Source organism: Reichenbachiella sp., assembly GCF_039941815.1.
In the GTDB taxonomy this organism is placed as follows: Bacteria; Bacteroidota; Bacteroidia; order Cytophagales; family Cyclobacteriaceae; genus Reichenbachiella.
In genome coordinates this window covers 105730-132235 of record NZ_JBDVDW010000014.1, presented here as the reverse complement: position 1 = coordinate 132235, position 26506 = coordinate 105730, and the positions used below count along the sequence as shown (strand labels likewise).

25 protein-coding genes and 1 other RNA gene are annotated in these 26506 nt (G+C 41.8%); 7 read left to right on the top strand and 19 right to left on the bottom strand.

Annotated features, from left to right (window positions below):
- Positions 1 to 10: 10 nt before the first annotated feature.
- From rnpB to ABJF11_RS01465, 3 genes are all read right to left on the bottom strand, one after another.
- Positions 11 to 416, bottom strand: an RNA gene (rnpB, locus tag ABJF11_RS01475) — RNase P RNA component class A.
- Between the two features lie 45 nt (positions 417 to 461).
- Positions 462 to 848, bottom strand: coding sequence for a hypothetical protein (locus ABJF11_RS01470; protein ID WP_348117444.1), 387 nt, complete (start codon positions 846 to 848; stop codon positions 462 to 464).
- Between the two features lie 76 nt (positions 849 to 924).
- Positions 925 to 5499: a translocation/assembly module TamB domain-containing protein gene (locus tag ABJF11_RS01465; RefSeq protein ID WP_348117442.1), complete on the bottom strand. Its 4575-nt coding sequence runs from the start codon at positions 5497 to 5499 to the stop codon at positions 925 to 927.
- Between the two features lie 143 nt (positions 5500 to 5642).
- Here ABJF11_RS01465 and tsaD point away from each other — a divergent pair, with 143 nt between their 5' ends.
- The 7 genes from tsaD (at position 5643) to ABJF11_RS01430 (ending at position 12002) form a co-directional block, all read left to right on the top strand.
- Positions 5643 to 6647: a tRNA (adenosine(37)-N6)-threonylcarbamoyltransferase complex transferase subunit TsaD gene (tsaD, locus tag ABJF11_RS01460; protein WP_348117904.1), complete on the top strand. Its 1005-nt coding sequence runs from the start codon at positions 5643 to 5645 to the stop codon at positions 6645 to 6647.
- 72 nt (positions 6648 to 6719) lie between these two features.
- Complete coding sequence (gene smpB, locus ABJF11_RS01455; protein ID WP_348117440.1) at positions 6720 to 7181, top strand: SsrA-binding protein SmpB; 462 nt, start codon at positions 6720 to 6722, stop codon at positions 7179 to 7181.
- 1 nt (position 7182) lies between these two features.
- Positions 7183 to 7953: an NlpC/P60 family protein gene (locus tag ABJF11_RS01450; protein ID WP_348117437.1), complete on the top strand. Its 771-nt coding sequence runs from the start codon at positions 7183 to 7185 to the stop codon at positions 7951 to 7953.
- 97 nt (positions 7954 to 8050) lie between these two features.
- Positions 8051 to 8560, top strand: a complete 510-nt coding sequence (locus tag ABJF11_RS01445; protein WP_348117435.1) for an HNH endonuclease — start codon at positions 8051 to 8053, stop codon at positions 8558 to 8560.
- A gap of 105 nt (positions 8561 to 8665) precedes the next feature.
- Positions 8666 to 9883 carry an oxygenase MpaB family protein gene (locus tag ABJF11_RS01440; RefSeq protein WP_348117433.1) on the top strand — a complete coding sequence of 406 codons (1218 nt, stop codon included), beginning with the start codon at positions 8666 to 8668 and terminating at the stop codon, positions 9881 to 9883.
- Positions 9884 to 9896: 13 nt separating this feature from the next.
- Complete coding sequence (locus tag ABJF11_RS01435; protein ID WP_348117431.1) at positions 9897 to 10574, top strand: hypothetical protein; 678 nt, start codon at positions 9897 to 9899, stop codon at positions 10572 to 10574.
- Between the two features lie 96 nt (positions 10575 to 10670).
- Positions 10671 to 12002, top strand: coding sequence for a HAMP domain-containing sensor histidine kinase (locus ABJF11_RS01430; RefSeq protein ID WP_348117428.1), 1332 nt, complete (start codon positions 10671 to 10673; stop codon positions 12000 to 12002).
- Positions 12003 to 12066: 64 nt separating this feature from the next.
- Here ABJF11_RS01430 and ABJF11_RS01425 read toward each other — a convergent pair whose 3' ends face one another.
- The 16 genes from ABJF11_RS01425 to paaE all read right to left on the bottom strand — a co-directional run bounded on the left by ABJF11_RS01425 (position 12067) and on the right by paaE (position 26505).
- The gene (locus ABJF11_RS01425) at positions 12067 to 14154 is read right to left on the bottom strand and encodes a thiamine pyrophosphate-dependent enzyme (RefSeq protein WP_348117426.1); all 2088 of its coding nucleotides are present in this window, start codon (positions 14152 to 14154) and stop codon (positions 12067 to 12069) included.
- A 54-nt stretch (positions 14155 to 14208) separates the two neighbouring features.
- The gene (locus tag ABJF11_RS01420) at positions 14209 to 14964 is read right to left on the bottom strand and encodes an enoyl-CoA hydratase/isomerase family protein (RefSeq protein ID WP_348117425.1); all 756 of its coding nucleotides are present in this window, start codon (positions 14962 to 14964) and stop codon (positions 14209 to 14211) included.
- A 53-nt stretch (positions 14965 to 15017) separates the two neighbouring features.
- Positions 15018 to 17060: a phenylacetic acid degradation bifunctional protein PaaZ gene (paaZ, locus tag ABJF11_RS01415; RefSeq protein WP_348117423.1), complete on the bottom strand. Its 2043-nt coding sequence runs from the start codon at positions 17058 to 17060 to the stop codon at positions 15018 to 15020.
- 71 nt (positions 17061 to 17131) lie between these two features.
- Positions 17132 to 17500: a four helix bundle protein gene (locus ABJF11_RS01410; RefSeq protein WP_348117422.1), complete on the bottom strand. Its 369-nt coding sequence runs from the start codon at positions 17498 to 17500 to the stop codon at positions 17132 to 17134.
- 26 nt (positions 17501 to 17526) lie between these two features.
- Positions 17527 to 18120, bottom strand: a complete 594-nt coding sequence (locus ABJF11_RS01405; RefSeq protein WP_348117420.1) for a transferase hexapeptide repeat family protein — start codon at positions 18118 to 18120, stop codon at positions 17527 to 17529.
- A 62-nt stretch (positions 18121 to 18182) separates the two neighbouring features.
- Complete coding sequence (locus ABJF11_RS01400; RefSeq protein WP_348117418.1) at positions 18183 to 18800, bottom strand: YdeI/OmpD-associated family protein; 618 nt, start codon at positions 18798 to 18800, stop codon at positions 18183 to 18185.
- 2 nt (positions 18801 to 18802) lie between these two features.
- The gene (pcaF, locus tag ABJF11_RS01395) at positions 18803 to 20008 is read right to left on the bottom strand and encodes a 3-oxoadipyl-CoA thiolase (protein WP_348117416.1); all 1206 of its coding nucleotides are present in this window, start codon (positions 20006 to 20008) and stop codon (positions 18803 to 18805) included.
- Positions 20009 to 20012: 4 nt separating this feature from the next.
- Positions 20013 to 20426 carry a hydroxyphenylacetyl-CoA thioesterase PaaI gene (paaI, locus tag ABJF11_RS01390; RefSeq protein WP_348117414.1) on the bottom strand — a complete coding sequence of 138 codons (414 nt, stop codon included), beginning with the start codon at positions 20424 to 20426 and terminating at the stop codon, positions 20013 to 20015.
- The gene (locus ABJF11_RS01385; RefSeq protein ID WP_348117413.1) at positions 20427 to 21584 is read right to left on the bottom strand and encodes a 3-hydroxyacyl-CoA dehydrogenase NAD-binding domain-containing protein; all 1158 of its coding nucleotides are present in this window, start codon (positions 21582 to 21584) and stop codon (positions 20427 to 20429) included.
- 54 nt (positions 21585 to 21638) lie between these two features.
- On the bottom strand, positions 21639 to 21995 hold the full coding sequence (locus tag ABJF11_RS01380) for a four helix bundle protein (protein ID WP_348117411.1): 357 nt from the start codon (positions 21993 to 21995) through the stop codon (positions 21639 to 21641).
- Positions 21996 to 22081: 86 nt separating this feature from the next.
- The gene (locus ABJF11_RS01375) at positions 22082 to 22861 is read right to left on the bottom strand and encodes an enoyl-CoA hydratase-related protein (RefSeq protein ID WP_348117408.1); all 780 of its coding nucleotides are present in this window, start codon (positions 22859 to 22861) and stop codon (positions 22082 to 22084) included.
- Between the two features lie 19 nt (positions 22862 to 22880).
- Positions 22881 to 23375, bottom strand: a complete 495-nt coding sequence (gene paaD / locus ABJF11_RS01370) for a 1,2-phenylacetyl-CoA epoxidase subunit PaaD (protein ID WP_348117406.1) — start codon at positions 23373 to 23375, stop codon at positions 22881 to 22883.
- 1 nt (position 23376) lies between these two features.
- On the bottom strand, positions 23377 to 24135 hold the full coding sequence (gene paaC / locus ABJF11_RS01365) for a 1,2-phenylacetyl-CoA epoxidase subunit PaaC (RefSeq protein ID WP_348117403.1): 759 nt from the start codon (positions 24133 to 24135) through the stop codon (positions 23377 to 23379).
- Position 24136: 1 nt separating this feature from the next.
- The gene (paaB, locus tag ABJF11_RS01360; RefSeq protein ID WP_348117401.1) at positions 24137 to 24415 is read right to left on the bottom strand and encodes a 1,2-phenylacetyl-CoA epoxidase subunit PaaB; all 279 of its coding nucleotides are present in this window, start codon (positions 24413 to 24415) and stop codon (positions 24137 to 24139) included.
- Between the two features lie 26 nt (positions 24416 to 24441).
- The gene (gene paaA, locus ABJF11_RS01355; protein ID WP_348117399.1) at positions 24442 to 25380 is read right to left on the bottom strand and encodes a 1,2-phenylacetyl-CoA epoxidase subunit PaaA; all 939 of its coding nucleotides are present in this window, start codon (positions 25378 to 25380) and stop codon (positions 24442 to 24444) included.
- A 51-nt stretch (positions 25381 to 25431) separates the two neighbouring features.
- Positions 25432 to 26505, bottom strand: a complete 1074-nt coding sequence (gene paaE / locus ABJF11_RS01350; RefSeq protein WP_348117398.1) for a 1,2-phenylacetyl-CoA epoxidase subunit PaaE — start codon at positions 26503 to 26505, stop codon at positions 25432 to 25434.
- Position 26506 lies beyond the last annotated feature (1 nt).

Below are 26506 nucleotides of genomic sequence, written 5' to 3'. Positions count from 1 at the left end.
TTATAATAAAATAAAATATAGGCCTGTAAGCCGGGTTCTGTACCCCTGAGGGGGCCCTTATCATTTATCTGGTCTTGACATCACTGCCAAAATCTATCAATCTACCCATTCTACATTCTGATCATCAGCCAAAAGCGAGATGAACACAGCGAAGCGAGCCACTTCTTGCAGAACCTATTTGATCTTTCAACTCGCAAGGTTTACCATGCCTTTGATATCGCTATCAAAGCGGTGAGCTCTTACCTCACCATTTCACCCTTACCTACAGTTGCCTGCAGGCGGTTTACTTTCTGTTGCACTTTCTCCCCCTGAATAAATCAGAAGACTTCCCGTTAAGAAGTACGATGCTCTGTGTTGCCCGGACTTTCCTTTCTGTCACGATAATTATCGAGATCAGAACGATAAGGCGGCCTATCGGACAAAACTAACAAATATAGATTTAGTAAGATTGTGCGGGACAACTAAAAAATGTCACTTCCGGTTATTTCCATCTCCCACTTATCGGCAAGCTGGGCGACTTCTTGAATGGCTCGTTTTAATGTTTCAGGAGAAACAATGTCGGCCGGTGATCTGGACTCTACTTTTAGGAAATCATTAACTATAGTGAACTTCCCAAAAGTAGACTTGTGGTTTTCTTTTAGCAACTCACGAAACTGGATCGTATCGTCTGCCATACACACTTTTGAGGAAATGGAAATGAGATTGTTATCGGCATCAATTTCTCCTACAACTGCCTGTTGTCTATCCAAGTCAAGAGGTACTACTATCACAAATCTCTGATCATCATATTGTGAAAAGTTGCCTTTGATTTCTTCGGCGTAGGACTTCATGAAATTATTCAATTCCATCGTTGTAAGTTTTCGTAAGTGTATTTAAAAATACACATAATAATGGGTTAGATAAAATCTGGTTAAGGTTAATTTATTAGATCTGCTCTTTCTTTTCTTTATCTTCCTTTGATGTCTTTTTTTGAGAGATGTTCTTTTTCCTATTATCAGATAGAATTTGGCTCAACTGATCAAAACTTTTTATGTATTGTAGGCTGAATCCCGTCTCAAAATTGCTCTCTCCAAGTTGCTGATCTATGGTATTAAGATCGGATCTGCTATACATTTTCACTCTGAATCTGCCGTCTTCAGTCAAGAGGTACTCCACTGTCCAATCTCCTATGATATTGGATACATCCCGTTGAGTCTCCTGATTGGCCAGACTACTCCCTCTGGTCACTCGTAGTCTACCGTCCAAAAATGTATAAGAGAGTCTTAGTTGGAAGGTATTAAAGGCATCTTCTGACAGTCCGGCGAGGTCTACGTCTACCTCAAGGTTGTCATCCACCTGAGTAGCCCAATAGCTGAGCTGGTTGGAAACGAATTCACTCAAACTATTGCCAATGGTTTGTCCATTGATCTGAAAGCTGTTTTCCTCAGAAAACTTTCTTAATACGATCAAACTGAAAACCTGACGATTCATTTCCTGTTCATTGTTGCCAATACTAGCTTTAAATGCCGTAACTACTTCATCAAGTGTCACGGCACTGTTAGGTAGCCGATTGTTTTGAGGATAATCCTCTATGGAGATCCCAAATTTTATTTCTGGAGTGAGTAGGTTACCGCTTAGTTTCAGATCTACAATTGAAGGGTATTTTTTTCTTGTTTCAGCAGAATTGAGGTCGTCCGGGTCAAGAAACCTAACCATTAATGGAGCCAGAGATGCCAATTGTCGATAGGATGCAGAAATATTTAGATTCGCACCATATGGATCCCCGTACCAAGAAATAGTGCTCCCATTTTTGATTTCAAATTCTTTGTTTATGATGTTATACATGGTGAAGTTGTATCCACCTTGTTCTATTACAAAGTCACCAAACATAGTGAAATCTCCATCCGTATTAATTTGTAATTCAATGTTGCCATTACCACGTCCCCGTATAATATCTCCTGATTGCACATCGAATATGAGTTCTACATAAGCGTCATTTGTTATTTCAATATCAAAATCTAATTCGATACCCCGGATTTTTAGCTTTTCCCGTTGGTGCACCTCTTCGAATACTCCCTCGATAGTAGCATGATTCTTGAGATCGATGAATTCAATGTATTCTTTTTGTTCGATTCTTGAATCAGATGATTCATCGATTGGAATGGATAATCGGGTGCCCTTGGCCGTTTGTGCTTCCGCACTAATTTTGATGTTACTCAAAGCTCCAAGTAGGTTGATGGTGCCTGTGCCGAAGGCAACACCATAATAGCCGCTGTTGTCTGCTGCAGTTGTATTTAGAAGCTTAAAATTTTCGAATTCACCCTGAAAGTCAATAACGGCATTTTTAAAACCATCATGAAAAATACCTCCACTAAAATGAGCTATGTTTTGCTCATTGTCGCGAAGCAACAGTCGCTGTGTACTGATTTCGTTCTCCTCAAATATCAGGTTCCCATTAAATTCATACTTAGTATTTAAATAATTGACCAGAACTTCACCATCGGTGATTGAACCTTTGCCTTTAAGTATGGGGTAACCGAAGTTGCCATGAATGGTGAATTGGCCCGACGCAAACCCATTCAACTGACTAAACTTGTTTTGGAGAAACGGTTCTGCAATTTTGAGATCAGCACTGTCAAACTTTGCTTGTAAATTGAACTGATCGAAATCATTTTTAGGGTAGTACAAACCTTTAATTTCGATTTTTTTCTTGTCATTCTGAACGAGATCCAAATTGACCGCTAGATTGCTATTGTAGCTATCCCATCTGGTGACTCCGAAAATATTGCCCACCAGAAAGTCCTTTATTTTGACTGCCCTGGCAACCACATTACCTTCAATCAAGTCATTTTCGGGCTGTCTTTTTATTTTTATTCTTCCATCAAGAGTACCTTCTAACTTTGAATTGATGAATGCATCCGCATTTTGCAAGTTAAATTCCTTTAAATCAATGAAGGCCAATTTACCAGGAGCTTCCGAATAACTACCTGATAGCTCGAGTCTTTCGAGGCCATTAGATACCTTGACATTGGTAAACTCCCATTCTTCATCCTTATAAATAATCTCATTATCTTGCTCCCAACTCCATGTTTTGCCAAGCAATTTGATATCCGATCGATTAAAATGAAGCCGCGTTGAATCTGGATAGAAAAGCACAGATGTTTCGATTTCTACTTGGTTGTCAGTATCGGGTTGTTCTATATTCAATGCAACTGTCATGCTATCTTCAAACCATATGAGGTCAGTGTAAATATTCTCTGTTTGAAATTTTTCGGACCAAACCTGACTGCCAGAAGAAACAAACGCTGATGCAAGTGTGCTCTTGTCAAAATACTCTTTGGATACATTGATGTCTATGTAGTTTTTAGCCCAAACAGTTTCCGATACAAAAAGAGAATCCACCACACTGTAGAGGTTTAGTCTGGAAACACTGTCTTGAAGAAATGATCCACGTAAATTCACTTCTTTTGAAAAGCTGATATTAGGATAAAAAGGTTCTATGAATCTGTTGAGATCGCGGAAGCTAAACTCCATCTGAATATGATACTTTTCTAATGGAGCATCTTTTTTCTGTATGTAATACATTTCTAATTCTTCCTCGTCATTGCGAATATTGAGTTTGATTTCATTATAAAACTCCAAGACAGTCCTGATAAACACACTGTTTCTGAATTCACCATTCATTTCGGCTGTAAGGCCATCCGTATCTAGGTGAATAATTCTATTTTCTCCTATGAGTGTTGAGAGCAACTTAACCGAATCTATGTATAATTCTTTCTCCTCATATATGATTTGGCTGTTGTAGAGTGATACATATCCTATGAGATCATCTGTTTTTAACCCCTTGAGATCTAAATCTAAATGAGAGGCCACTCTTATGTCTTGGTTGCTAATGTTGATTTGCTTCAAATTAGCCTTTTTAAGATCTGCTTGAATATTGATTTTGTTTCTATCTTCTTTCAGATCTAACTCAAGTGTACTGCTAAATTCCAGATTAGGGTCTGCAGCCGTTAATTTCCCTGCAAAAAAACCAACCTTAAAAGAGCCATTCGTATAGAGTTTGGTATAAGTGTAATCATTTAGCGAGACTGAGTCGACCGCCGCATTTAGGTTGAAATTAGCGTTTGCTATTTGCAGACCAGAACCCTTAATTTTTCCTTTTAGAGTTATGTGTTTTAATTGGTTTTGGTCAGGGAAAATACTCCTCAAATCGAAATGTTGCAGGTGTAAGTTGCCCGTGTATCGGGCCCGTTTTGTTCCGTCTATTTTAAAATTAATATCTGTATCAATTTTGCCTACGGATGAGGTCACTTTTGCTTCGGCAACAAAATCCGAGAGAAATCCCAGAAATTGTCCTTCCACTTCGACGGCACCAAGGTTTAATACTTCTTTCTGAATTTTGTCACTAAGCAATTCACTGTGATCACTTGGGTCAATGATAGATTTTTTAACGTCAAGATCGATAAATGTCTCGGTGATTTTAGGCAAGCCGTTGAGTTGGGCATTCCCCGTTATGATGGTGCGGTTTCCAGTTTGTAGTGTGAATTCTTTGATTTTTAGATTATTAACAGCTCCATAGAGTTTACCCGAAAACAACACCTTTTTATCAACTGCTTTGAGGTTATGATTGAATAGAGCGAGCTCATTTGTGCTTAGAGTTGATTGATCCAGATTTGCAAAAAAAGTTATGCTATCGTTAAAATATTTAAAATTTGAAGGGTGACTGTAACTGAAGGTGATCGAATCAGTAATGAAACTCTCCTCGGTTTCGAGAGCCAGGTTAGAAAAGATCATTTGTTTTTTAGTAAATGAAAACTTGCTGATTAGGCTTTTGATATTTAGGCCGTCACTGGAGTCTATCGAAGTGAAATAATCAATTTTCATTCCGAGACTATCGTCTATGAAGCTGAAGTCCAGTAGATCTGCCTGAATAGATTTATATTTGAAATGGTGATAGTCTTTGCCCGTTTGGATGGAGTCATAACGCATATCGTTGTATGAAAAGATACCATCATTGATTTCGACGCGATCCAAACTGATGGACGTTTTTCTCTCCTTGTTTTTCCTGTTTTTCCTGAATAGTTCCTTTAGATCGGCCAGAAGCCTGGAAATATTTACTTCAGTAGAGTCAGTTTCTTTAATGATATGAAGGTAGGGTTGATTGAGTTCAAGCTTATCAGCATTAAGTCGTCTATGAACTATAAAATCATATAGCTTTAGATCAATCTGAAGTTCCTTGATATGTATTAGGGTACTGTCATTTTGATGATCATACAGTCTTACATTTTTTACAACCATGTAATCAAACCAAGTAAGATTGGCATGACCGATTTTTACGTCGAATCCGGTGTTTTCTGAAATTAAAAACGAAACTTCGTTAAGTACTCTGGTTTGAACTTTTGGAATTTGGAAAACGGAAAAGAGCAAGATACCAAGAGCAAGGAAAAGGATCGGAAACCATAGAAATAGTCTCGACAAGATTCTTCTCAGTGTTAATGTATTGCGGGATTTTTCCTTCATGAAACTTCAGTTCCTCTAAAGCTGTTAGGGTCATATTTTTTAATATGACAGGTAATTACGGAACTTTGAATGATGGTACAAAAAATATGCCCAATTTTGTGCTGAAAAGTACTACAATATCAGAGCTTCAAAAAATTGTTATAGTGAAAAATGTAATTCTGGCTATCGAGTCATCATGTGACGAAACTTCCGCTTCCATTTGTATCGATGGTAAGGTGATGAACAACGTAATAGCCACCCAGGAAATACACAGCAAATATGGGGGTGTAGTCCCTGAACTAGCCTCAAGGGCACACCAGCAGGCTATAGCGGCTGTAGTAAAAGAAGCTATGGCATCTGCAGAGGTGGAAATGAGCGAGCTCAGTGCTATTGCCTTTACTCAGGGTCCAGGATTGCTCGGAGCTCTGCTGGTAGGAGGGGCATTTGCTAAGTCGATGGCTCTCGCTTTGGGCATACCATTGATCGGTGTGCATCATATGAAAGCTCACATTATTGCTCATTTTATTGAGGATCCGAAACCGAAATTTCCCTTCTTGTGTCTAACGGTTTCTGGTGGGCACACTCAAATCGTGAAAGTAAATGACCATCTCGATATGAGTGTTCTAGGTCAGACCACAGATGACGCCGTAGGAGAGGCCTTTGATAAATGTGCAAAACTGATGGGACTGCCTTATCCTGGAGGACCACTGATCGACAAACTGGCCAGTGCTGGAGATAAAAACAAATATCATTTTAATGAAACCAGCATGCCTGAGTTAGATTATTCGTTTAGTGGTATCAAGACTGGCTTTATGAATTTTCTCAATAAAGAGAAAATGAAGAACGCCAATTTTGTAGAGGAAAACAAAAACGACCTCTGTGCTAGTATTCAAAGACATTTGATAGACATGCTGATCGAGAAGTTGGAATTGGCTGCTCGCCGTGAAAAAATTAATCAGATTGCCATTGCTGGTGGAGTATCTGCGAATAGTGGCCTAAGGCTAAGGCTGGAGGAGCTTGCCGCTGAAAAAAAATGGGATGTCTACATTCCCGCCTTTCAGTATTGTACTGACAACGCTGGTATGATCGGGATTTCAGCATATTATCAGTGGATGGCTGGGGATTTAGTCGATTTGTCGGCAGTTCCTATGCCTAGAATGCAGTTTTAACAAAACCTTTTCTCATTTTTGAGTAGAGTGTAGAATTATTAAGGATAATAAATTTAATTTGAAGAGATAAAGATGAGCAAGGGAAGGTTTTCAAATCAGGTAAATATCCGCAACAAAAAAGCGAGCTATGAATTCGAATTTATAGACAAGTATGTAGCGGGCCTTGTGCTGAAGGGAACGGAGATAAAATCTTTGAAAGAAGGAAAGGCAAGTTTGCAAGAGGCTTACTGCTATATCTCTAAAGGAGAAATGTTTATCAAAGGAATGCACATTGCTGTATATGAGCAAGGTACATTTAATAATCACGAACCTTTGCGTGAAAGAAAGTTGCTGTTGAATAGAAATGAGCTGGACAAGATTGACTCCAAAAGTCAAGAAAAAGGCCTTACAATTATTCCAACAAGACTTTTTATTAACGATAAGGGGTATGCCAAATTAGAATTGGCGCTAGCTAAAGGAAAGAAGATCCATGATAAAAGAGACAGCATCAAAGAGAAAGATGTAAAAAGAGAGCTAGAACGAAATCGATATTAGTATGAACGAAGCGCCTAAAGGAATCTGTAGATTGAGCGTGATTCCTATGAGAGCCACACCAAAGCAGGAGGCAGTTCTGGTATCAGAGCTACTGTTTGGGGAACATTATCAAGTACTGGAAGAGAAGATGGACATGTTGCGCATTCAGCTTCACTTTGATAACTCGGAGGGGTGGATTCGTGCCGATCAGCATACGCCGATTAGTGAGGAGTACTTCCAACAAGTGAACCTTTCTGATTACAAAGTGTGTATTGATTTGAGTGGTACGATATTTTTTCAGAAAAAACATGTACACATTTTGTTTGGAAGTGTACTTCCTATTACCACCAATGAGTTGTTTAAATTGGAAGAGCAGGTGGCTTTCAATGGTGAATCGAAAAGTCTGGCTCAAAAAAGAGAGTTTGAATATTTGCGTGAGCTGATGAAAAAATACCTCCACGCACCTTATTTGGCTGGTGGAAAAACCCCATTTGGTGTAGATGCAGGAGGTTTTATCCAACAAGTCTTCAAAGTAAGCGGATACAAACTGCCAAGAACAATTGCAGATCAAAAATTGTCAGGTCAGGAAGTGTCTGAAATGGATTCAATTATACCAGGTGATTTGGTTTTTTCAAAATCTACTAATGAAATTGGATATATCTTTCTTGGAGGAGACGACATCGCAGGATTACATGGAGGCGAGGTGGCCAAATTGAGTTTACAGAATCTCGATGCCGGTGATTTAATTGCACGCCGAATTCTATTTAAGAATCTGGCACCCGAGCAACTCTAAAGCTGTTCATTAAAGTTTCATTTTACATTTCATTTTTTATTGGCTATTTTCATTGTAGGATAAGCTACTGTATGGTAGTTTGACAAATGCATTGATTATGTCAGGAAAAGTACTCGTATTGAATCAGGATTATTCCCCGCTGGCGGTATGTACAGTACAACGAGCCTTCTTGCTGGTATTTCTGGATAAGGCTGAGCTGCTCGAGGCGGATTCGGAATCTAAACTACGAACAGTGTCCCGCAGTTATCCTTCGCCAGCGGTGATCAAAATAAAACAATATGTAAATGTACCCTACCGCGGCGTGGTACTTACCAGGCAGAACATCTTCAAGCGAGATCATGGCCGATGCCAGTATTGTGGGACTGACCGTGATCTAACACTGGATCACCTTGTGCCGCGATCGAAAGGAGGGAAGTCCACCTGGAATAATCTGGTAACTGCCTGCAAGTCATGTAATGCAAAAAAAGGAAACGACTCGCTTGAGCAATCTGGGTTTGTGCTAAAAACTCCTCCTTTTAAGCCTTCTTATATTATGTTTCTCCGCAATAATCTCGGGTCCATGAAAAAGGAGTGGATTCCCTATCTGGATGCTCCTGCCGTTGCCTGATTTTCATGATTTATTAGCCACAGATTTTCTCATTTTTTAGTTTATTATTCCATGAGATGTTAGTTATATTCACTCATTTATAATGTACATAAACCGATCTAATCCATGAACAATACCTTTGATATTGACCATATCAATGAGCAAATGCTAGCTGCGTGTCGGCTTCGAACGGACCCTCAAGCCGATGAGGTGATTGCTAAAGTGATCAGTGCCGGTTTCGAAAAACAGATCAATCAGGTATTTATGACTATCGTGCAAAACGATAGATTCGATAAAGAAACCTTTTCTCCTCTGGGACAAGAGTTGGGTGGTATCCTCTTCGAGTACTTTGAGGATACACATCGCTTACCTGCTTGGGCAGATCCTGAATTGATACTGCAGGGAGAGCAGATTTTTGCTAAATATGGACCTGAAATATTCTTGTTGCTCAATGTGAGCTCCCTTCCGCTGTGCTACACATGTGCTAATGGGGCACAGGTATTATATGATACAGGCAGACTTCTCACTCACAAAGAAAATGTAGACCCTTTGGCCAGGAGGCTAATGGAGACCGCTCAGATGATCACTAATGTGATGTCTCCGGGTGGGTTGGCTACTGGTGGACATGGGATTGTAACGATCCAGAAGGTACGACTCATTCATGCATCCATTCGATATTATCTTAAACAGCGAACCGGAGATGATTCCTGGGATTTGGAGAAATTCGGAGAACCTATCAATCAGGAAGATTTGGCAGGCACATTGATGTCGTTTGGTCCGGTTATCTTATCAGGGCTGAGTCAATTGAATGTTGAGCTATCTGAGGATGAAAAAGCTGCATACATGCATGCATGGAAAGTGATTGGTTTTCTGATGGGCATTGAAGAAGCATTATTACCTGATACCTTTGAAGAGGGATTTGAGCTTGCCACAGCAATTTTGAAGCATCAGGCTGCGGCTTCAGAAGCAGGACAGGCGTTGACACAATCATGCATTGATTTTGTCAATCATATTATTCCCGGTGATACGTTTGACGAACTGCCGGCTTTTTTCATGCATACTTTTCTTCAGGATTACACCAAATCTTCTGGGGTTGATCTTGATTCATGCATCGGTTTGTCTCATGATCATGATCGGGCGGACGACTTACTGCTCAGACTGACAAAATTCATCGTCGGAACGGTAAGTCTTTTTGAAAAGGGTCATCTGGTTAGCGACATTGCCAAGCCATTCAATAAACTATTGTTAGATGGGATTATAAAATTCTATAATGATGGTAAAAAAGTAAATTTTTTCATTCCTCCTTCGCTTCGAAAAAACTGGGGTGTGGAGGATGACCAATAAATTCAGCTAAAACATGGAAAGAACTTTGATAAACGGAATGGATCGGCGAACTACACGCGTAATTTTGGCATCCTCTGCAGTGCTAGTCCTATGGTCATTGATGAGTTCAGTACTCAAATTGGGACCGATTACGGCGAGCATTATTACCTATTCGCTTTACATCTTTTATTGGTTATACGCTGTTCGCTTCAAAAATCCCTTGATTATCAGATTGTTGGTGATTGGCACGATTGCAGGATTGTTGGAGTTAGCAACTGACCACTATTTGGTTGATACAATCGGCAGTTTGGTCTATCCCGGTAATGAGCTCATGATATGGAGTTCGCCAGCGTATATGCCATTTGCCTGGTCCAATGTACTTCTACAACTTGGATTTATTGGTGTCCTGCTTACCAGGAAATTTGATATTCCCAAAGCTTCCATTATGCTTGGCATCGCAGGTGGCATGTATATTCCGCTCTATGAGCACCTGGCGAATAATGCAGGATGGTGGTGGTATCACCCTAATGCGCCTTTCGTATTTAATGCACCAGTTTATGTGATTTTGTGCGAAGCATTGATTTCCTTGTCCTTGCCATGGTTGATCCAGCATGCTGAGAATCATACGCTCAAAAAGACGCTTCTATTAGGATGTATTTGCGGTGTTTGGATTTATGTAAGTGCCTATTTGGCATTTAATATTGCCGGTTGAAAGATTCTTATTAGTAGGAAATTATCCTCGTTCAATCAGCATTACTGCATATATTAGTGGTAGGAAAAGGTTGATTGTAACACAAAAAAGCTATGCATGAAGGTCTCAGTACTTATTGACTTTTTCATTCATCAAGATTACTATTCTTCTCCCAATCTTTTGAGGAGAGTTCGACTATTTGTTCGGGCGTGTCTCTTGACGAGTATATTTTCTACTTCCTATATCTGGCTGAGTGCTTACTTTGGCTTTGACAAGGGTGTTCAACTCATGATTTTCAATGCTGTTGGATTTCTAATCTTGCCTATGCTGGCAAAAACAAAAATACAAATCGCTGTCTTAGGCAATTTATACATCTTCATTGGGGCCATAGCGATTTTTGTACTCACTTATTTTTCTGGCGGCATCTGGTCTGCTATCTACCCCTGGATAGTGGCAATACCGGTTTTGGCTATTCTGGTCGTGAATCGGTTGTCAGGATTAGCCTGGGGTGGTATTTCCTATTTGGTCATGCAGTGGTTTGGACTGCTGGCGCTCGATGGCGAATCACTACCGATAGAATACAACCCAGAAATGAAAACTATGTGGTTTGTATCCGTACTTCCAGGGTTACTATTGATCGTGCTGTTCATAGCTTATGTGTTCGAATCGATACAGCGTAAGGCATTGACATCAGTCGAAGAAAAAAACACGATTCTGAAAACACAATCGGAAACCATACACAAACAGTCTATTGATCTCAAAAAGCTGATTGAGGAGAAGGAGTATATTATTAGGATATTGGCTCATGATCTAAAAAACCCATTATCCAACATTACAAGTCTAATCCACTTGTTGGCTATAGAGGATAAGACGGAAATGAGGGAGAAATATATAGAAATGATCAATCAGTCCTCTACTAAGTCACAGCACCTGATCAACCGAGTGCTTGAAATGGAATTGTCAGATCAAAGCAACCTGAAGATTGAGTGGGAAATACTCGACCTTAAATTAGTCATCGATGAGATGATCGATCAGATGAGAATTGCTGCTGAGAAGAAGGGTATCAAGCTACTGTTGAAAGATGAGGCCTCACATTCTTTGATCAATGGAGATAAGACCTACCTGCCTCTGATATTTGAAAATTTCATTTCGAATGCGATTAAATTTTCGGAGAAGGACACAGAAATAAAAGTGGAATTAACAAATGAAGATGGTTTGGTTCAGGTCAAAGTTTCAGATCAGGGTCCCGGAATCAGGAAAGAGGAAGAAATTGATTTATTTAAGAAGTTTTCTAAGCTCAGTGCGCGACCAACTGATGGAGAAAGTTCATCCGGCCTGGGGCTCTCCTTGGTGAAAAGGTACGCAGATCTACTCAATGGGAGAGTTTGGTATGAAGGTGAATTTGGTGTCGGAGCGACCTTTGGAGTTGAATTTCCACAAAGCGCATAGATAGGTTCCCCGCCAGATAGAGCTTCTAACTGACGGGAAATCTCTTGCTTCTCTATCGACTTGACTATTCAGATAGCATTTGACCAATCACAGATTCGACCTTTTCAGCTGATGGTATCATCGCTGCCTCCAAGGTAGAATTTAGCGGAATCGCAGGCATGTTTTCAGATCCAATAGTTCTAACAGGTCCATCCAAATACTCGAAGCAATTTTCTTGAATACGAGCTGCCAAACTTTGTGCAAAAGTATTGTTGACAGGCTCCTCAGTTACCACCAGGCATTTGCCATGTGTTCGTACAGAGTTGAATACCGTCGTCGTGTCTATTGGGTGAATCGTTCTGAGATCCACAATTTCCACCATTCCCTTATACTTTTTTGCTGCATTGAGTGACCAGTGTACGCCCATGCCATAGGTGATGATCGTCATGGTCTCACCGATTTCTAAAGCTTCTCCTGAGGCCTCCAATGCAATCCTGGCTTTACCGAATGGTATGATATAGTCTGCATCCGGTTCGGTAGTTTTGGCCGCGTCGGTACCTTTGACCTTCGACCAATAGAGTCCCTTATGCTCGAAGATCACAACCGGGTTTGGGTCGTAGTAGGCTGATTTCATCAGTCCTTTCATATCGGCTCCGGTACTGGGGTAGGCGATTTTGATTCCACGAATATTGGCTACTACAGATTCTACACTTGATGAATGATAAGGGCCACCGCTGCCATAGGCTCCGATTGGAACTCTAAGTATCATACTCACAGGAAATTTACCATTGGTAAGATAGCAGGATCTACTGACCTCTGTAAAAAGCTGATTCAATCCCGGCCAGATATAGTCCGCGAATTGGACCTCCACAATGGGTTTTAGACCTACGGCTGACATGCCTACCGTACTTCCCACTATAAAAGCCTCCTGTATCGGAGTATTGAATACTCGATCTCTACCAAATTTTTGTGCCAGGGTGGCTGCTTCACGAAAAACACCACCAAGTCTATGTCCAACATCCTGACCATAGAGGAGACATTCGTCGTGTTGCTCCATCAGCTCTTGTACCGCAAATAATGCGCAGTCAACCATGACAGCTTTTTCTTTTCCCTTAGGTGCTCTGACACCACGCTCTTCAGTAATTGGAGTAGGCGCAAAATCATGTGTAAACAGATCCTGAGGACTTGGATCTTCTGCCTTTAGCGCCATGTCATAATGATCATCTACCAACAAACGAGCATCCTCTTCGTGATTGTCCAGAACTGAGGATTTGACTCGGAGATCTTCCAATTGTTTTCTAAAGAAAGGATAGGGATCAAATTTCATATGTTCCTCGAGATCGTCTCGGTACCATTCTTTTCTTACACCAGAGGTGTGATGGTTCAAGAGGGGAACTTTGGCATGAACCAGCACTGGCTTTCGTTCTTTACGGACGTAGGAGATGGCCTCCTCCATGGTTTCATAACATTTAAGAAAGTTAGTGCCGTTGACCTGCATGGCCTTTATGCCAGGAAATCCTTTGATATAGTCGGAGGCGTCACCAGATCTGATTTCGCTGGCATGAGCAGAGATGTCCCACTCGTTGTCCTGTACAAGATAGATGATTGGCAATTGCTTGAGTGCTGCCATTTGGAAAGCCTCGGCTACTTCGCCTTCCGTGATACAGGCGTCACCTAACGAGCAGACGACGACGGGCGCCTCTTTATGTTTGTCGCCTATTTTTCTGAGTTCTTTATATTGGATGCCCATGGCTATACCCGTCGTCGGAATGGCTTGCATTCCGGTGGCGGAGGACTGGTGAGGGATTTTTGGTTTGTCATCGTCCTTTAGACTGGGGTGGGCATAGTAGGTACGACCTCCAGAAAACGGATCGTCTTTCTTGGCCATTAACTGCAGCATAAGGTCGTACGGTGTACATCCTATAGCCAGTAGCGTAGCATCATCCCGATAGTACGCAGATAGGAAATCCTGTGGTAGGAGTTGCATTCCTGTGGCAATCTGAATCGCCTCATGACCACGCGATGTGGCGTGCACATATTTGGATACTACCTTGAAGGTCTCCTCGTACTTGTCCGCCAGGGTCTTAGCGGTTGCCATCAATTTGTAGGCTTTTAGCAGCTTTTCCTGACTAATGTTAGTTAGTTTTTTTTTCGCCTTTTTAGTCGTTGCCATTCTTGGTATTTAATATTTAGTTCAACCGTACTATAATAGGACGGAAGGTTTGATTTACTTGTTTTTAAACTTGTTAATTGCCTGGCGGGTGAAATCTGATAGTACTAGTTTTCCACTCATGCCGGCACGTTCGTCTAGCAATTCATCCCAGTGCTCGGTACCTTCCCAGAATATTTTCTTTAGTAGGAGCATGGCTTCAGGATTGGAGGCTGCTAGTTTTTCGGCCAGTTTATCAATAGCCTCATCCATGGTTTCAGCGCTATCGAATAGCTCGGTATACAATCCTTTCTGCTTAGCCCACTCAGCTGTTTGCCATTCTGTCGCGTCTATAGCTAACTGTGACATAGCCGAAACTCCGATTTTCCTTTCTACCGCTGGGCCTACTACGAATGGTCCAATGCCAATCGCAAGTTCACTCAGCTTGACCGATGCAAATTTTGTCGCCATACAGTAGTCTACGGCGCTGGCAAGTCCAACTCCACCACCGACTGCTTTGCCTTGCACTCGCCCAATGATAAGTTTTGGGCATTTCCTGGAGGCGTTGATTACTTTGGCAAATCCTGAAAAAAAGGTTTTACCGGTTTCAAAATCTTCTATTGATATTAGCTCATCGAAACTTGCCCCTGCGCAAAAAGCTCTTTCTCCTTCACTTTTGAGTACAATTACTTTAATATCTTGATTTTGACCTGCTGCGGTAATTGTGTCTGCCAGGAGATTTAATATTTCCCCGGGTAGGGAGTTGCTTTGTGGGTGAAAAAAGGTGATTGTTCCTATTCCGGCTTTGATTTCTATGTTTACGCTTCCGTTCATTTCTAAGTCAGTATTGAATACTATATAATTACACTATTTGTCTTTTTTTCTAATTAAGATTGATCAATTTTCCTGATCATAGTCAAAATTGTAGCTATTGCCACTGTCTCTCCAGTCTCGTCATAGACGTCTACCAAAAATTTCACAATGCCTTTGGCTATATCGTCCTTTTTCTCCTGATCGATTTTTTCTTTTACCGTCAGCCTCACACCTATAGTGGTTCCTGCATATATCGGCTTGGTAAATCGACATTCTTCCAATCCATAATTGAGTAGTACTGGGCCTTTTTTTGCTTGCACAAATAATCCGGCTGCGGCTGATAGTATGAAATAGCCATGAGCCACTCGTTGTTCGAATATGGTGCCGTCTAGTGAGGTCACATCTGTGTGAGCATAGAAGTGATCCCAACTTACGTTGGCGAAGTTTACAATATCGCCTTCGGTCACAGTTCTTTTGGCAGTGATATAAGTTTCTCCAATCTCAAGTTCTTCCCAATGCTTGCTGAACGGATGAGATTCGTATTCTTTGTAGGCACCTCCATATTGATAAACGTTCGTTATTTCGGTAACGGTGGTGGGGTGGCCTTGTACAGCACATCGCTGCATGTAGTGCATGACACCTCTTTTACCGCCCATTTCTTCGCCTCCGCCAGCACGGCCGGGGCCGCCATGTGTAAGAAGTGGCATTGGCGATCCATGACCAGTACTTTCTTTGGCTGAGTCTTTATTTAGTGCAAGAATTCTTCCATGGTAGGCAGCTGCTCCTAATACATATTGCTTGGCTGTTTGATCATCGGCAGTCACAATAGATGAACATAATGAGCCCAGACCTTTTTTCGATATTGCGATGGCTTCTTCCAGATCCTTGTAGGGTAAGATGGTGCTGACCGGTCCAAATGCTTCTATGGTATGCACCTCGTTGCTATTCATAGGATCTTTATTTAGCATAAGGGTAGGAGAGATAAATGCGCCTTTGTTTTTGTCTGCACCTACTACTTCAAAATCGTCCTTACCATAGACCACCTCACAGGTCTTCTTAAGTGCCTCTATCTGCTTTTTGACTGTTTCGACTTGTACCTGACTGATCAGTGCGCCCATGCGTACGCCTTCTACGTCTGGGTCACCAATGGTAGTTTTTTCGAGGGCTTTACCTAAAGCGATCTGAACATCTTCCACCAGTTTTTCCGGTACGATGATTCTTCTGATAGCGGTACATTTCTGACCACATTTGACTGTTATTTCTTTCCTTACCTCTTTGATGAATAGGTCAAATTCTGCCGTACCAGGCACTGCATCTTCTCCCAACACTGAGGAGTTTAGCGAATCCGCTTCCATGGTGAAAGGTACAGAGTGCTCGACCAGATTTGGATGCTGCTTTAGCATCCTACCGGTGGTGGCCGATCCGGTAAAGGTGACAACATCCTGCATACCCACATGATCAAGAATTCCTTTGCCTGATCCTGCTACGAGCTGAAGTGCTCCGGCTGGTAGAATATTGGAATCTATGATTTCTTTGACCATTAGTTCGGTCAAAAAGCAGGTCTGCTCCGCAGGTTTTACTACTGCAGGCATTCCGGCCAACCAATTGACGGCTACTTTTTCAAGCATACCCCAAATTGGGAAATTGAAGGCATTGATATGAACAGCCACTCCCTCCTTAGGTACCATGATATGCTGTCCTATAAAGCTACCTCCCTTGGAAAGCGGGGCAGTTTCTCCATCAATATAGTGTGCTTCGTTAGGGAACTGTCGTCTGAGACTGGCATAAGCAAATAGGTTTCCAATGCCGCCTTCTATATCTATCCAAGAATCAACTCTGGTAGCACCTGTAGCCTTGCTTAGCTCGTAGAACATTTCTTTTTTAGCATGTAAATGCATGGCGAGTGCCTTGAGCATCAATCCGCGTTCTTGAAAAGTCATTTTTCTCAAGGCTGGATTGCCGACCGACCTTCCGTATTCTAATATGCTCTGGAAGTCGAGGCCCTCAATAGAATGAGTGAATATGGGCTCACCTGTAATTGCATGATGTATCACTTGTCCGTCCCCAGCGCCTGCTGTCCATTGTCCTTCGGTATAGTGTTGTATCTTTTGTGGCATTGACTTTTTGGTTAATGGTTATTTGTTAGTATGTTATTGGTTAGTGGGTTATTAGGTTAATAGTTAATTGGTTACTCTCCGTTTTTTCTCTTTTTTAAATGTAAGACGTAACCGTTTAGAATTTTTAGGAGTAGTTTCTGAGATTCAACATATTGGTCAAACTGTCCATTGGTAACGAATCCTTCATCTAGAGCAACAGTTAGGTGATCATACATTTCTGTTATAGAACCTCTGGCTTGACGACAATATTGAATATTTTCTTGATAATGGTATCTACCATATCCTTCAGCGATATTGGCTGTCACCGATCTGGAGGCTCTGATCATTTGATCGGTCAACCTGTATTTTTCGTCCTTTGGTAAGGTTTTACAGAATTCAGAAATACTATTTCTAAATTCTCTGCTTTTCTTCCAAACTTCTAAATCTTCTAATTGCAGCATACTTACTCACTAAATTCACTAATGACTTAAATCTTACTTTCCTTCCAGGTTTTAAAATTCACAACCTGCTCAGGTCTATTCGCTTCTGCTTCCGTCAGAGGTTCGCAAGGAATCAGCGATTCTTTACAATCTTCTGGTAACTCTTGGTAGAGTTTAGTCCCCTCAGATTTCCAGGCTATCATTTCATCGGATACCTCCTTGATGATTTTTGCTGGATTGCCTGCTACCAGACTTCTTGGAGGAATTTGCATTTCTCCCTTTATGAAAGCCAGTGCACCTACAATACATTCCTTACCTACAGAGGCATTGTCCATTACCACGGCATTCATACCGATCAGTGCATTTTCGCCGATTTCGGCACCATGGATAATGGCTCCATGTCCGATGTGAGCACCTTTATGTAATCGTACGGTTGTGCCTGGAAACATATGAATAGTGCAATTTTCCTGAACATTGCATCCATCTTCTATGATGATTTTCCCCCAGTCTCCACGGATTGCTGCTGCTGGCCCGATATAGACATCTTTGCCTATAAACACATTGCCAGTCACAGTAGCTTGCGGATGCACGAAAGCACTGGGGTCAATTACCGGTTTTAGTCCTTTAAATTCGTATATCATTTGGTAGTCAATAGTCTATGGTTTTCTGTGAATGGTATGAAGATAGAAAGCCACAGTCCTGTTCAACAATTCATATATTTCCAATTTCTTGTTTTGCCTTCAGCTATCCATTCTATAGCCTGGACCATTCTCTTATTTCTTGTTTCTTCGCGTTTGGCGTCTACCAACCACTCGATATAGTCTCTTTGTTGGGCCTCAGTAAAACCTACGAAGACCTTATTTGCCTGCTCGTTTTCTTCAAGTGCTATTTTGAAATACTCAGGTAGAATCAGCTCAGGTTTTTCAATTTGAATTTTAATATTCTTTTCATTGAGTAAAATCGCTTGTTTTACATAGTCCTGAATAATGTTCGGGTCTATGTCTGACAAGGTTTTGTAGTGAATCATCCTGTTGCCTTTAGTATCTTTTTTGTCCTCTACGAAGGCCTGATATGAATCATTAATCAAGGCGCCTTTAAAGAAATTTAGACCAACGTGATGTTTAAATCCAACAAACCAGCAGATCAGACCTTTAAAATTGAAGCAGGGAGCATTCCATTTCCAATCTTCCTGTATCCGATCGTCGACGTCAGTAATCGTATTCCTAATTAGCTCGAGCATAGGTTTTTGCTCTACTGAAACCGAATTCAGATAAGTATTGATATGGACTTCTGCCTTAGGATGGATTACTGGTTTTGCCATAATTAGACGCTTTCGATTATTGCTGCATATCCCTGACCGACACCAATGCACATGGTCACTAATGCGTATTTTTTGTTCGTTAGATTCAATTCCAGTGCGGCAGAGTATGCGATTCGAGCTCCGGTCATACCAAGTGGGTGACCGATGGCAATCGCACCACCATTTGGATTGATCCGAGGATCGTTGTCTTCAAGTCCCCATTCTCTGATACAGGCGAGACTCTGAGCTGCAAATGCTTCATTGAGTTCGATGACATCCATGTCGTTCATGGTTAGTCCTGCTTTTTCAAGTGCTTTTAGCGATGCTTTGACTGGACCTATACCCATGATTCTTGGCTCGACACCAACTACAGCTGAGGAAACGATTCTGGCCAAAGGTTTTAGGTTTTGGGCTTTGATAGCTTGCTCTGAGGCTACCAGAACGGCTGCTGCGCCATCGTTGAGGCCTGATGCATTGCCTGCAGTAACAGAACCGTCCTTTTTGAACGCGGGTCTCAAGCCAGCTAAAGCTTCCAATGTGGTATCGGCTTTAATAAATTCGTCATTGGAGAAGATAATCGGATCTTTTTTCCGCTGCGGAATCGAAACGGATACAATCTCTTTTGCTAAGCGACCTGAAGCTTGTGATTTAGCTGCTTTCTGCTGAGAATGAAAGGCGAAGGCGTCTTGGTCGTCTCTATTGATCTTGTGTTTTTCAACCAGGTTTTCAGCAGTCATACCCATGGAATCAGTGCCATACAATTCTTCCATTCTTGGATTGATAAATCTCCATCCAAAGCTGGTATCATACATTTTGACGTCAGAACCAAAAGGTTTTGCGGATTTGGATATCACCCATGGCCCACGCGTCATATTTTCTACCCCACCGGCAATGAAGATTTCGCCATCTCCTGCTTTGATCGCACGATTGGCATGTATAATCGAAGATAGCCCTGATGAGCAAAGTCGGTTGATAGTTTCTCCAGGGACTGAGTAGGGTAGTCCGGCGAGCAAAGTAGCCATCCGGGCAATATTTCTATTGTCTTCACCGGCTTGATTGGCACAGCCAAAGATACAATCATCAATGAGCGCAGGATCAAGAGATCCATTTCGGCTCACCAGCTCTCTGATAGCTATGGCGGCCAAATCATCTGTACGCACGGCACCAAGCGTACCACCAAATTTGCCTATAGGGGTTCTGATCCCGTCTATTATATATGCTTCTTTCATATTACTACTCTTCCCAGTTGGTTTCTTTTCTAAATACTGTTCCTTTAAACAAAGCAACTATTTCATTTTCTTGATTGCTGACCTTTATACTATAGATTCCAAGTCGATTGGATAGGTGATCTTCTTTGGCTTCGGCAGTCAACTGATCTCCTTTTTTCACAGTCTTGGTATGTGATATGGAGGTCTCTATTGATACAGCATGTCTGCCTTGCGAATTGGAGGCAAATGCAAAGGCGCTATCTGCCAATGAGTAGGTTATTCCGCCATGGGCGATCCCAAACCCGTTTAGCATGTTTTCACGAACGGTCATGTTGATTTTGGCATACCCGTCATCTATTTTTTCAATGCTGATACCCAGCCACTGACTGAATGTGTCTTTGGCATACATTTTATCCACTATGGTTTTAGGTGCTGTCATTTAATAGAAGGATTTACCATCTCTCACCATTCTTCTTAGTAACGGACTACATCGATATCTGTCTTCCAGATATTCGTCATACAGTTCATCCATTTGCAACACGCACTTATCTATTCCAATTTCATCAGCCCAGCGTAGCAGCCCAGCAGGATAGTTCACACCTTTAGTCATTGCCAGATCTATGTCCTCTTTGCTTGCAATATTCCAAAATAAGGCATCTGCGGCCTCGTTGATCAAAAGGGTAAGAATTCGATTGAATATCTTTTGTCCCAATTGCTGATCAAAGTTAGGTTCTGGTTTTGCGGCGTTCTCGCTATAGTCATAGTAACCTCTGCCACTTTTCCTTCCAAGGTAACCGGCTTCTGCCAATCGTTTTTGTGTGAAGGAGGGCTTATATCTTGGATCGTAAAAGAAAGATTTGAACACGGTTTCGGTTACGGTATAGTTGATATCGTTGCCGATAAAATCCATTAGGGTGAATGGACCCATTCTGAATCCACCGATTTCGGTCATGGCCCAGTCGATGGTGGCAACATCGGCGATGCCTTCTTCCAGTATTCTGAGCGCTTCTCCATAGAAGGGGCGTGCTACTCTGTTTACAATAAATCCAGGCGTATCCTTGGTCAGGACAGTAATTTTGCCCCAGCTATCAACTAATCTTCTGGCCTCTTTTAATACCTCATCTTGTGTCTGTACGGCCGGGATGATTTCTACCAATGGCATGAGAGGTGCTGGGTTGAAGAAGTGTATGCCTAGTACTCTTTCTGCGTGATCACAGGCACTTGCTATGGCGGAGACAGATAGCGATGAAGTGTTGGTGGCTATTATGCAGTTATTACTAACAATACTTTCTAGTTCTCTAAAGATTTGTTTTTTAATATTCAAATCCTCAATGATGGCTTCGATGATCAACTCACAAGGTGAGAATTTTGGCAGTTGATCTGTAAATTGAATTCTGTCGAGTACTCCACCAGCCTCGGCCTTTGTCATTTTACCCTTGTCGGCCAATCGATCCAAAATCTTTCTCAGATTTTGCTCTGCTTTCTGCAGCATGGGTTTACTACTATCGAGTAAAATAACTTCATGTCCTGCGGTAGCGGCTACCTGTGCAATACCACTTCCCATGGATCCGGCACCAATGATTCCGATGGTCTTCATGATGTACGAAAATTCCAAAGTTCAAAAAATAAAATACAAATTGGTGAGTGCATATTACTTCGATTTTTCTATGATTGATGAGAGAATTTTTTTTAGCTCTATAGCTTCATTACTTAGATACTGCATTTCCTTGTTGTCGTTAAGCCCATTGGTTTCGGACAACAATTTCAGCCAAAAGACAGTTTCTTTTGCTTCTTTTCTACTTACCCTAACTCTATATAAAAAGTCCTTTGGGCTCAATGCCTCGTTGGCCTCGATATAATTGGCACCGATCGATCCTGAGGAGCGAATGACTTGCCTTACGTCATCTGTATTGTAAATATTAGCTTTGAAGTTCCTCATTTCTAATCTGACTTTTTTCGCAAATTCATAAGTGCAATCTTCTAAATCGTATTTTTTAGTAATAGGCATTGGTTGGTTTTGGCTTTAGTTTAAATTGTCTTTTTGGTCGCTATGAATTGTCGTTTGTTTTTTGAATATTGTTTTTTTTTGGTTTGTTATTTACCCTTAAACTCTGGTTTTCTTTTTTCTAAAAAGGCCTGTACTCCCTCGTTGTAGTCTTCTGTTTTACCCGCCATGGACTGATATTTTTCTTCCTGATCAAGCTGGTCGCTGAGATTATTGGTCAACCCTGCGTTTAGCAGTTGCTTGGTATATACCAGACCTTTTGTTGGCATCTGGGCAATTGTTGATGCAATTTTCATTGATTCCCCTTCGAATTCTTCTACGTTAAATACTTTGTACAGCATCCCTAATTTCTCTGCATCGGATGCTGATACTTTATCTCCCATCATCATCAGGGCACTTGCTTTTTGAAATCCAATAAGTTTGGGAAGAAAAAATGTACCGCCACTGTCTGGTATAAGGCCGATTTTGCTAAATGCTTGAATAAATGAGGCTGTTTCTATAGCGACTGTGATGTCACAGGCTAGCGCAAGATTAGCACCGGCACCTGCAGCTACACCGTTGACTGCACAGATCACGGGTTTTTCAATTTCGCGTATGCGTCTTATAATCGGATTGTAATGCTCCGCTACTATGTTTTCAATAAATGGTGCGTCTGAAGCGGTCACTTCAGCTAAGTCCTGTCCGGCACAAAATGCTTTTCCATTTCCGGTAAGGAATATGGCTCTTACCGCCTCATCTTTTCCGTATAGATCCAGTAGCTCCTGAAAGCCAAGTGCCATTTCTCTATTGAAACTATTAAATACATCTGGACGATTGAGCCTGATAATAGCAATTCCATTTTTGAGTTCGTGTTGGAGTGTTTGGGTCATTATGGGGTTTATCTTTTGATTAAATACATTTAAAATAATCGAATGGTTCTAGGCATTCTTTGCATTTGTAATGGGCTTTGCAGGCAGTAGATCCAAACTCGCTAATCAGAACGGTGTTTTTTGAGTTGCATTTAGGGCATGGTACTGTTTCATCCTCCAGAAAAAGCGCTCGCTTGGAAGTGCTGCCACTAGGAGGAGCGATGCCATATGCCTTGAGTTGAGCTCTACCATTTTCTGTAAGCCAGTCGGTAGTCCATGCTGGTTGCAAAACCGTCTTGATCACTACATTTTCAAAGCCATTATCACTGAGACACTTTTTAATATCAGACTCGATCGTATTCATCGCCGGGCATCCGGAATAGGTAGGGGTGATGGTCACCTGGATGGTGTCCGCGATTTCTATTTCGCGAATCACACCCATATCCACAACTGATAGTACGGGTATTTCCGGGTCCATTACCGTACGCAATAGATCCATTATTTGGTCTGATGATATGGTTTTGAGATTGGTCATTTTACCATTCTGCGCCTGGAAAGGCTCTTTGTAGATATTGCATTTCGGCCAGCAGATAGCCTAAGTGTTCTGAGTGTATTCCGGTCTTACCGCCTGTGCGGTCCCAGCTATTTTCTGGCAAAGTCAAAGTTGCATCTTTTAAATGCGTGGTGATTTCCTTTTTTACTTTGACGCCAAGTGACTCCAGGTCTGCACCAATCCCATTTTGAGACATACCAAGATCTAGTTCGTCTGGAGTGATGGACTCAAAAGCATAAGACCATAGATGCTCCAGTGCAGTCTGCATTTTGTCATGACTTTCTTCTGTACCATCGCCTAATCGCAATACCCACTGTCCGCTCCATCTTTTGTGATAGCTGACTTCCTTGATGCTTTTTTGTGCAATAGACGCTATTTGCTCGTCTTGGCTGGAGGCCAGCTCAAGGAGTAAATGATGGTGAAATACATCGAAAAAATACTGTCTGACGATGGTATGGGCAAAATCCTGATTGGGTTGCTCGACCAGAAGCAGGTTGCAGTATTCTCTATCTGCTCGAAGAAATGCTACATCATCTTCTGATTTTTTACCATCGGTTAGTTCAGCTGCATATTGATAATAGTTTCGAGCTTGACCGATGAGATCAAGAGAGATGTTGGTCATCGCAATATCCTGCTCCAGCACGGGTCCGTGGCCACACCATTCGGCAAGGCGCTGTCCCAGGATCAGGCAGTTGTCAGCCAATCGTAGTACGTAGGTATATATATCTTTCTGTGCGGCCATATTACATGTTTTTTAACTCTTCTGGCAAATTATAGAAGGTAGGGTGGCGATAAACTTTGTTTTGTGCAGGCTCAAACAGCTCTTCGCCTTGATCTGGGTCAGAGGCGGTTATTTCGCTCGAGGGTACTGCCCAGATACTCACACCTTCATTACGTCGAGTATAGACGTCTCTTGCATTTTCGATTGCCATTTCTGCATCCGCCGCATGCAGACTTCCTACGTGCTTATGATTGATGCCTGATTTACTTCTTATGAATATTTCCCAAAGGGGCCAGTTCATTTTACTCATGATTTTTCAATTAGTGGTTATGCTGCTGATTTCTTCTTTCTTTTTTCGGCGTATGCCAAAGCGGCTTCCCTCACCCAAGCACCGTCATCGTACGCTTTTTTACGGGTAGCGAGTCTTTCCTTGTTGCATGGACCATTGCCTTTGACTACAGACCAGAATTCGTCCCAGTTGATCTCGCCAAAATCGTAATTACCTTTTTCTTTGTTCCATTTCAAATCAGGATCAGGAATGGTAATACCAAGTATCTCAGCCTGCGGTACTGTAGCGTCAATAAATCTTTGGCGCAGCTCATCATTGGTAAATCTCTTGATCTTCCAATTCATGCTTTGGGCGGTATGCGGTGAGTCGGCGTCATTTGGGCCAAACATCATAATCGAAGGCCACCACCAACGGTTTAGCGCATCCTGGGCCATTTCTTTCTGCTCAGGAGTGCCGTTGCACAATTTGAGCATGATTTCATAGCCTTGTCGTTGATGAAAACTTTCTTCTTTACATACTCTTACCATGGCCCGAGCATAGGGTCCATAGGAGCATCTACAAAGCGGTACCTGGTTCATAATGGCTGCTCCATCGACCAACCAACCTATTGCTCCCATGTCTGCCCAAGTAAGGGTGGGGTAGTTGAAAATACTAGAATACTTGGCTTTGCCAGTATGCAGTTGGTTGATCAGGTCGTCGCGTTCTACACCAAGTGTCTCACAGGCACTATATAAATAAAGCCCGTGTCCGGCTTCATCCTGAACTTTTGCCAGCGCAGCGACTTTTCTTCTGAGTGAAGGTGCACGAGTCAGCCAGTTGCCTTCTGGAAGCATACCGACAATTTCTGAGTGCGCGTGTTGTGAAATCTGTCTGACCAGCGTTTTGCGATAGTCGTCTGGCATCCAATCTTTTGGTTCGATTTTCTCCTCAGCGTCAATCTTGCGCTGAAATTCTTTTGCTAAATCTATCGTGTTCATAATTTGGGCCTTTCTATAAATTTACTCAATATCCTACCTATAGTCAATGCATTAATTTTCGTCAAAACTCAATACTACTTTGTCTGTAGTGGGGTGAGCCTGACAGCTTAAAATATAACCTCTGTCGATCTCGTCCTGCTCCAGCGCATAATTGACAGCCATTTCTACTTTGCCTTCTACAAGCTTGGCTTTGCAGGTACAGCAGACGCCTCCTTTGCAAGCGTAAGGCAAATCGGCACCTTTTTTGGCTGCAGCATCTAGTATGGAATCATTGCCATTGTAATCAAAATCAGTTTGTACGCCGTCGATTTGTATGGAAACCTTGCATTTTACTTGTTTGAAACTTTCTTTCTTTTTGGCTGAATCTGTACCTAGCTTGCCAACGGGACTGGTAAAGAGCTCAACATGTACTTTCGATTTATCAACTCCCAATTCCAGCAAAGCAGCCTGTATGGCTAGCATCATTGGCTCAGGACCGCAGATGAATATTTCATCCGTTGATTCCAGATCGAAAATGGACTTGGAAAAGGCGGTAACTTTTTCCTTATCGATAAACCCCTCAAACAGCGGAAATTCTGTATGCTCTTCACTAAAGACATGGAAAATGTTGAGTCTCTCCAGATAAGTGTTCTTCAGCCCTTCTATCTCTTCTTTGAAAACTATAGAATCGACACCTCTGTTGGCATAGATCAATGAGAAAGTGCTCTCTGGCTCTGTATCCATGACAGATTTCAAGATCGAAATAATGGGAGTGATACCGCTTCCTCCGGCGAATCCAATATAGTTTTTGCTGTTGGCTGGATTCAATTCTGAGTTGAAACTACCGGAAGGTGGCATTACCTCCAATTCATCTCCAGCGGCAAGTTTTTCATTGGCATAAGTCGAAAATGCACCACCATCGACTTTTTTTACCGCCACCTTGAGCCTTCCTTCTTTGGGACTGGTACAGATCGAATATGAGCGTCTTACATCTTCGCCATTGATGATCTTTTTTAGGGTTACATGCTGACCTTGCTTGTAACTAAACAATGCCTTGTTCTCTTCTGGGATATCAAACTCCAGTGAGACACAATCGTCGGTCTCTTTTATTAGTTTGGATATTTTTAGTGGGTAAAAATGATGCATG

Excerpts from the sequence above, each read along its gene's own strand:
- ABJF11_RS01470 (WP_348117444.1), bottom strand. The coding sequence starts at position 848 with ATGGAATTGAATAATTTCATGAAGTCCTACGCCGAAGAAATCAAAGGC.
- ABJF11_RS01465 (WP_348117442.1), bottom strand. The coding sequence starts at position 5,499 with ATGAAGGAAAAATCCCGCAATACATTAACACTGAGAAGAATCTTGTCG.
- smpB (WP_348117440.1), top strand. The coding sequence starts at position 6,720 with ATGAGCAAGGGAAGGTTTTCAAATCAGGTAAATATCCGCAACAAAAAA.
- ABJF11_RS01450 (WP_348117437.1), top strand. The coding sequence starts at position 7,183 with ATGAACGAAGCGCCTAAAGGAATCTGTAGATTGAGCGTGATTCCTATG.
- ABJF11_RS01445 (WP_348117435.1), top strand. The coding sequence starts at position 8,051 with ATGTCAGGAAAAGTACTCGTATTGAATCAGGATTATTCCCCGCTGGCG.
- ABJF11_RS01440 (WP_348117433.1), top strand. The coding sequence starts at position 8,666 with ATGAACAATACCTTTGATATTGACCATATCAATGAGCAAATGCTAGCT.
- ABJF11_RS01435 (WP_348117431.1), top strand. The coding sequence starts at position 9,897 with ATGGAAAGAACTTTGATAAACGGAATGGATCGGCGAACTACACGCGTA.
- ABJF11_RS01430 (WP_348117428.1), top strand. The coding sequence starts at position 10,671 with ATGAAGGTCTCAGTACTTATTGACTTTTTCATTCATCAAGATTACTAT.
- ABJF11_RS01425 (WP_348117426.1), bottom strand. The coding sequence starts at position 14,154 with ATGGCAACGACTAAAAAGGCGAAAAAAAAACTAACTAACATTAGTCAG.
- ABJF11_RS01420 (WP_348117425.1), bottom strand. The coding sequence starts at position 14,964 with ATGAACGGAAGCGTAAACATAGAAATCAAAGCCGGAATAGGAACAATC.
- paaZ (WP_348117423.1), bottom strand. The coding sequence starts at position 17,060 with ATGCCACAAAAGATACAACACTATACCGAAGGACAATGGACAGCAGGC.
- ABJF11_RS01410 (WP_348117422.1), bottom strand. The coding sequence starts at position 17,500 with ATGCTGCAATTAGAAGATTTAGAAGTTTGGAAGAAAAGCAGAGAATTT.
- ABJF11_RS01405 (WP_348117420.1), bottom strand. The coding sequence starts at position 18,120 with ATGATATACGAATTTAAAGGACTAAAACCGGTAATTGACCCCAGTGCT.
- ABJF11_RS01400 (WP_348117418.1), bottom strand. The coding sequence starts at position 18,800 with ATGGCAAAACCAGTAATCCATCCTAAGGCAGAAGTCCATATCAATACT.
- pcaF (WP_348117416.1), bottom strand. The coding sequence starts at position 20,008 with ATGAAAGAAGCATATATAATAGACGGGATCAGAACCCCTATAGGCAAA.
- paaI (WP_348117414.1), bottom strand. The coding sequence starts at position 20,426 with ATGACAGCACCTAAAACCATAGTGGATAAAATGTATGCCAAAGACACA.
- ABJF11_RS01385 (WP_348117413.1), bottom strand. The coding sequence starts at position 21,584 with ATGAAGACCATCGGAATCATTGGTGCCGGATCCATGGGAAGTGGTATT.
- ABJF11_RS01380 (WP_348117411.1), bottom strand. The coding sequence starts at position 21,995 with ATGCCTATTACTAAAAAATACGATTTAGAAGATTGCACTTATGAATTT.
- ABJF11_RS01375 (WP_348117408.1), bottom strand. The coding sequence starts at position 22,861 with ATGACCCAAACACTCCAACACGAACTCAAAAATGGAATTGCTATTATC.
- paaD (WP_348117406.1), bottom strand. The coding sequence starts at position 23,375 with ATGACCAATCTCAAAACCATATCATCAGACCAAATAATGGATCTATTG.
- paaC (WP_348117403.1), bottom strand. The coding sequence starts at position 24,135 with ATGGCCGCACAGAAAGATATATATACCTACGTACTACGATTGGCTGAC.
- paaB (WP_348117401.1), bottom strand. The coding sequence starts at position 24,415 with ATGAACTGGCCCCTTTGGGAAATATTCATAAGAAGTAAATCAGGCATC.
- paaA (WP_348117399.1), bottom strand. The coding sequence starts at position 25,380 with ATGAACACGATAGATTTAGCAAAAGAATTTCAGCGCAAGATTGACGCT.
- paaE (WP_348117398.1), bottom strand. The coding sequence starts at position 26,505 with ATGCATCATTTTTACCCACTAAAAATATCCAAACTAATAAAAGAGACC.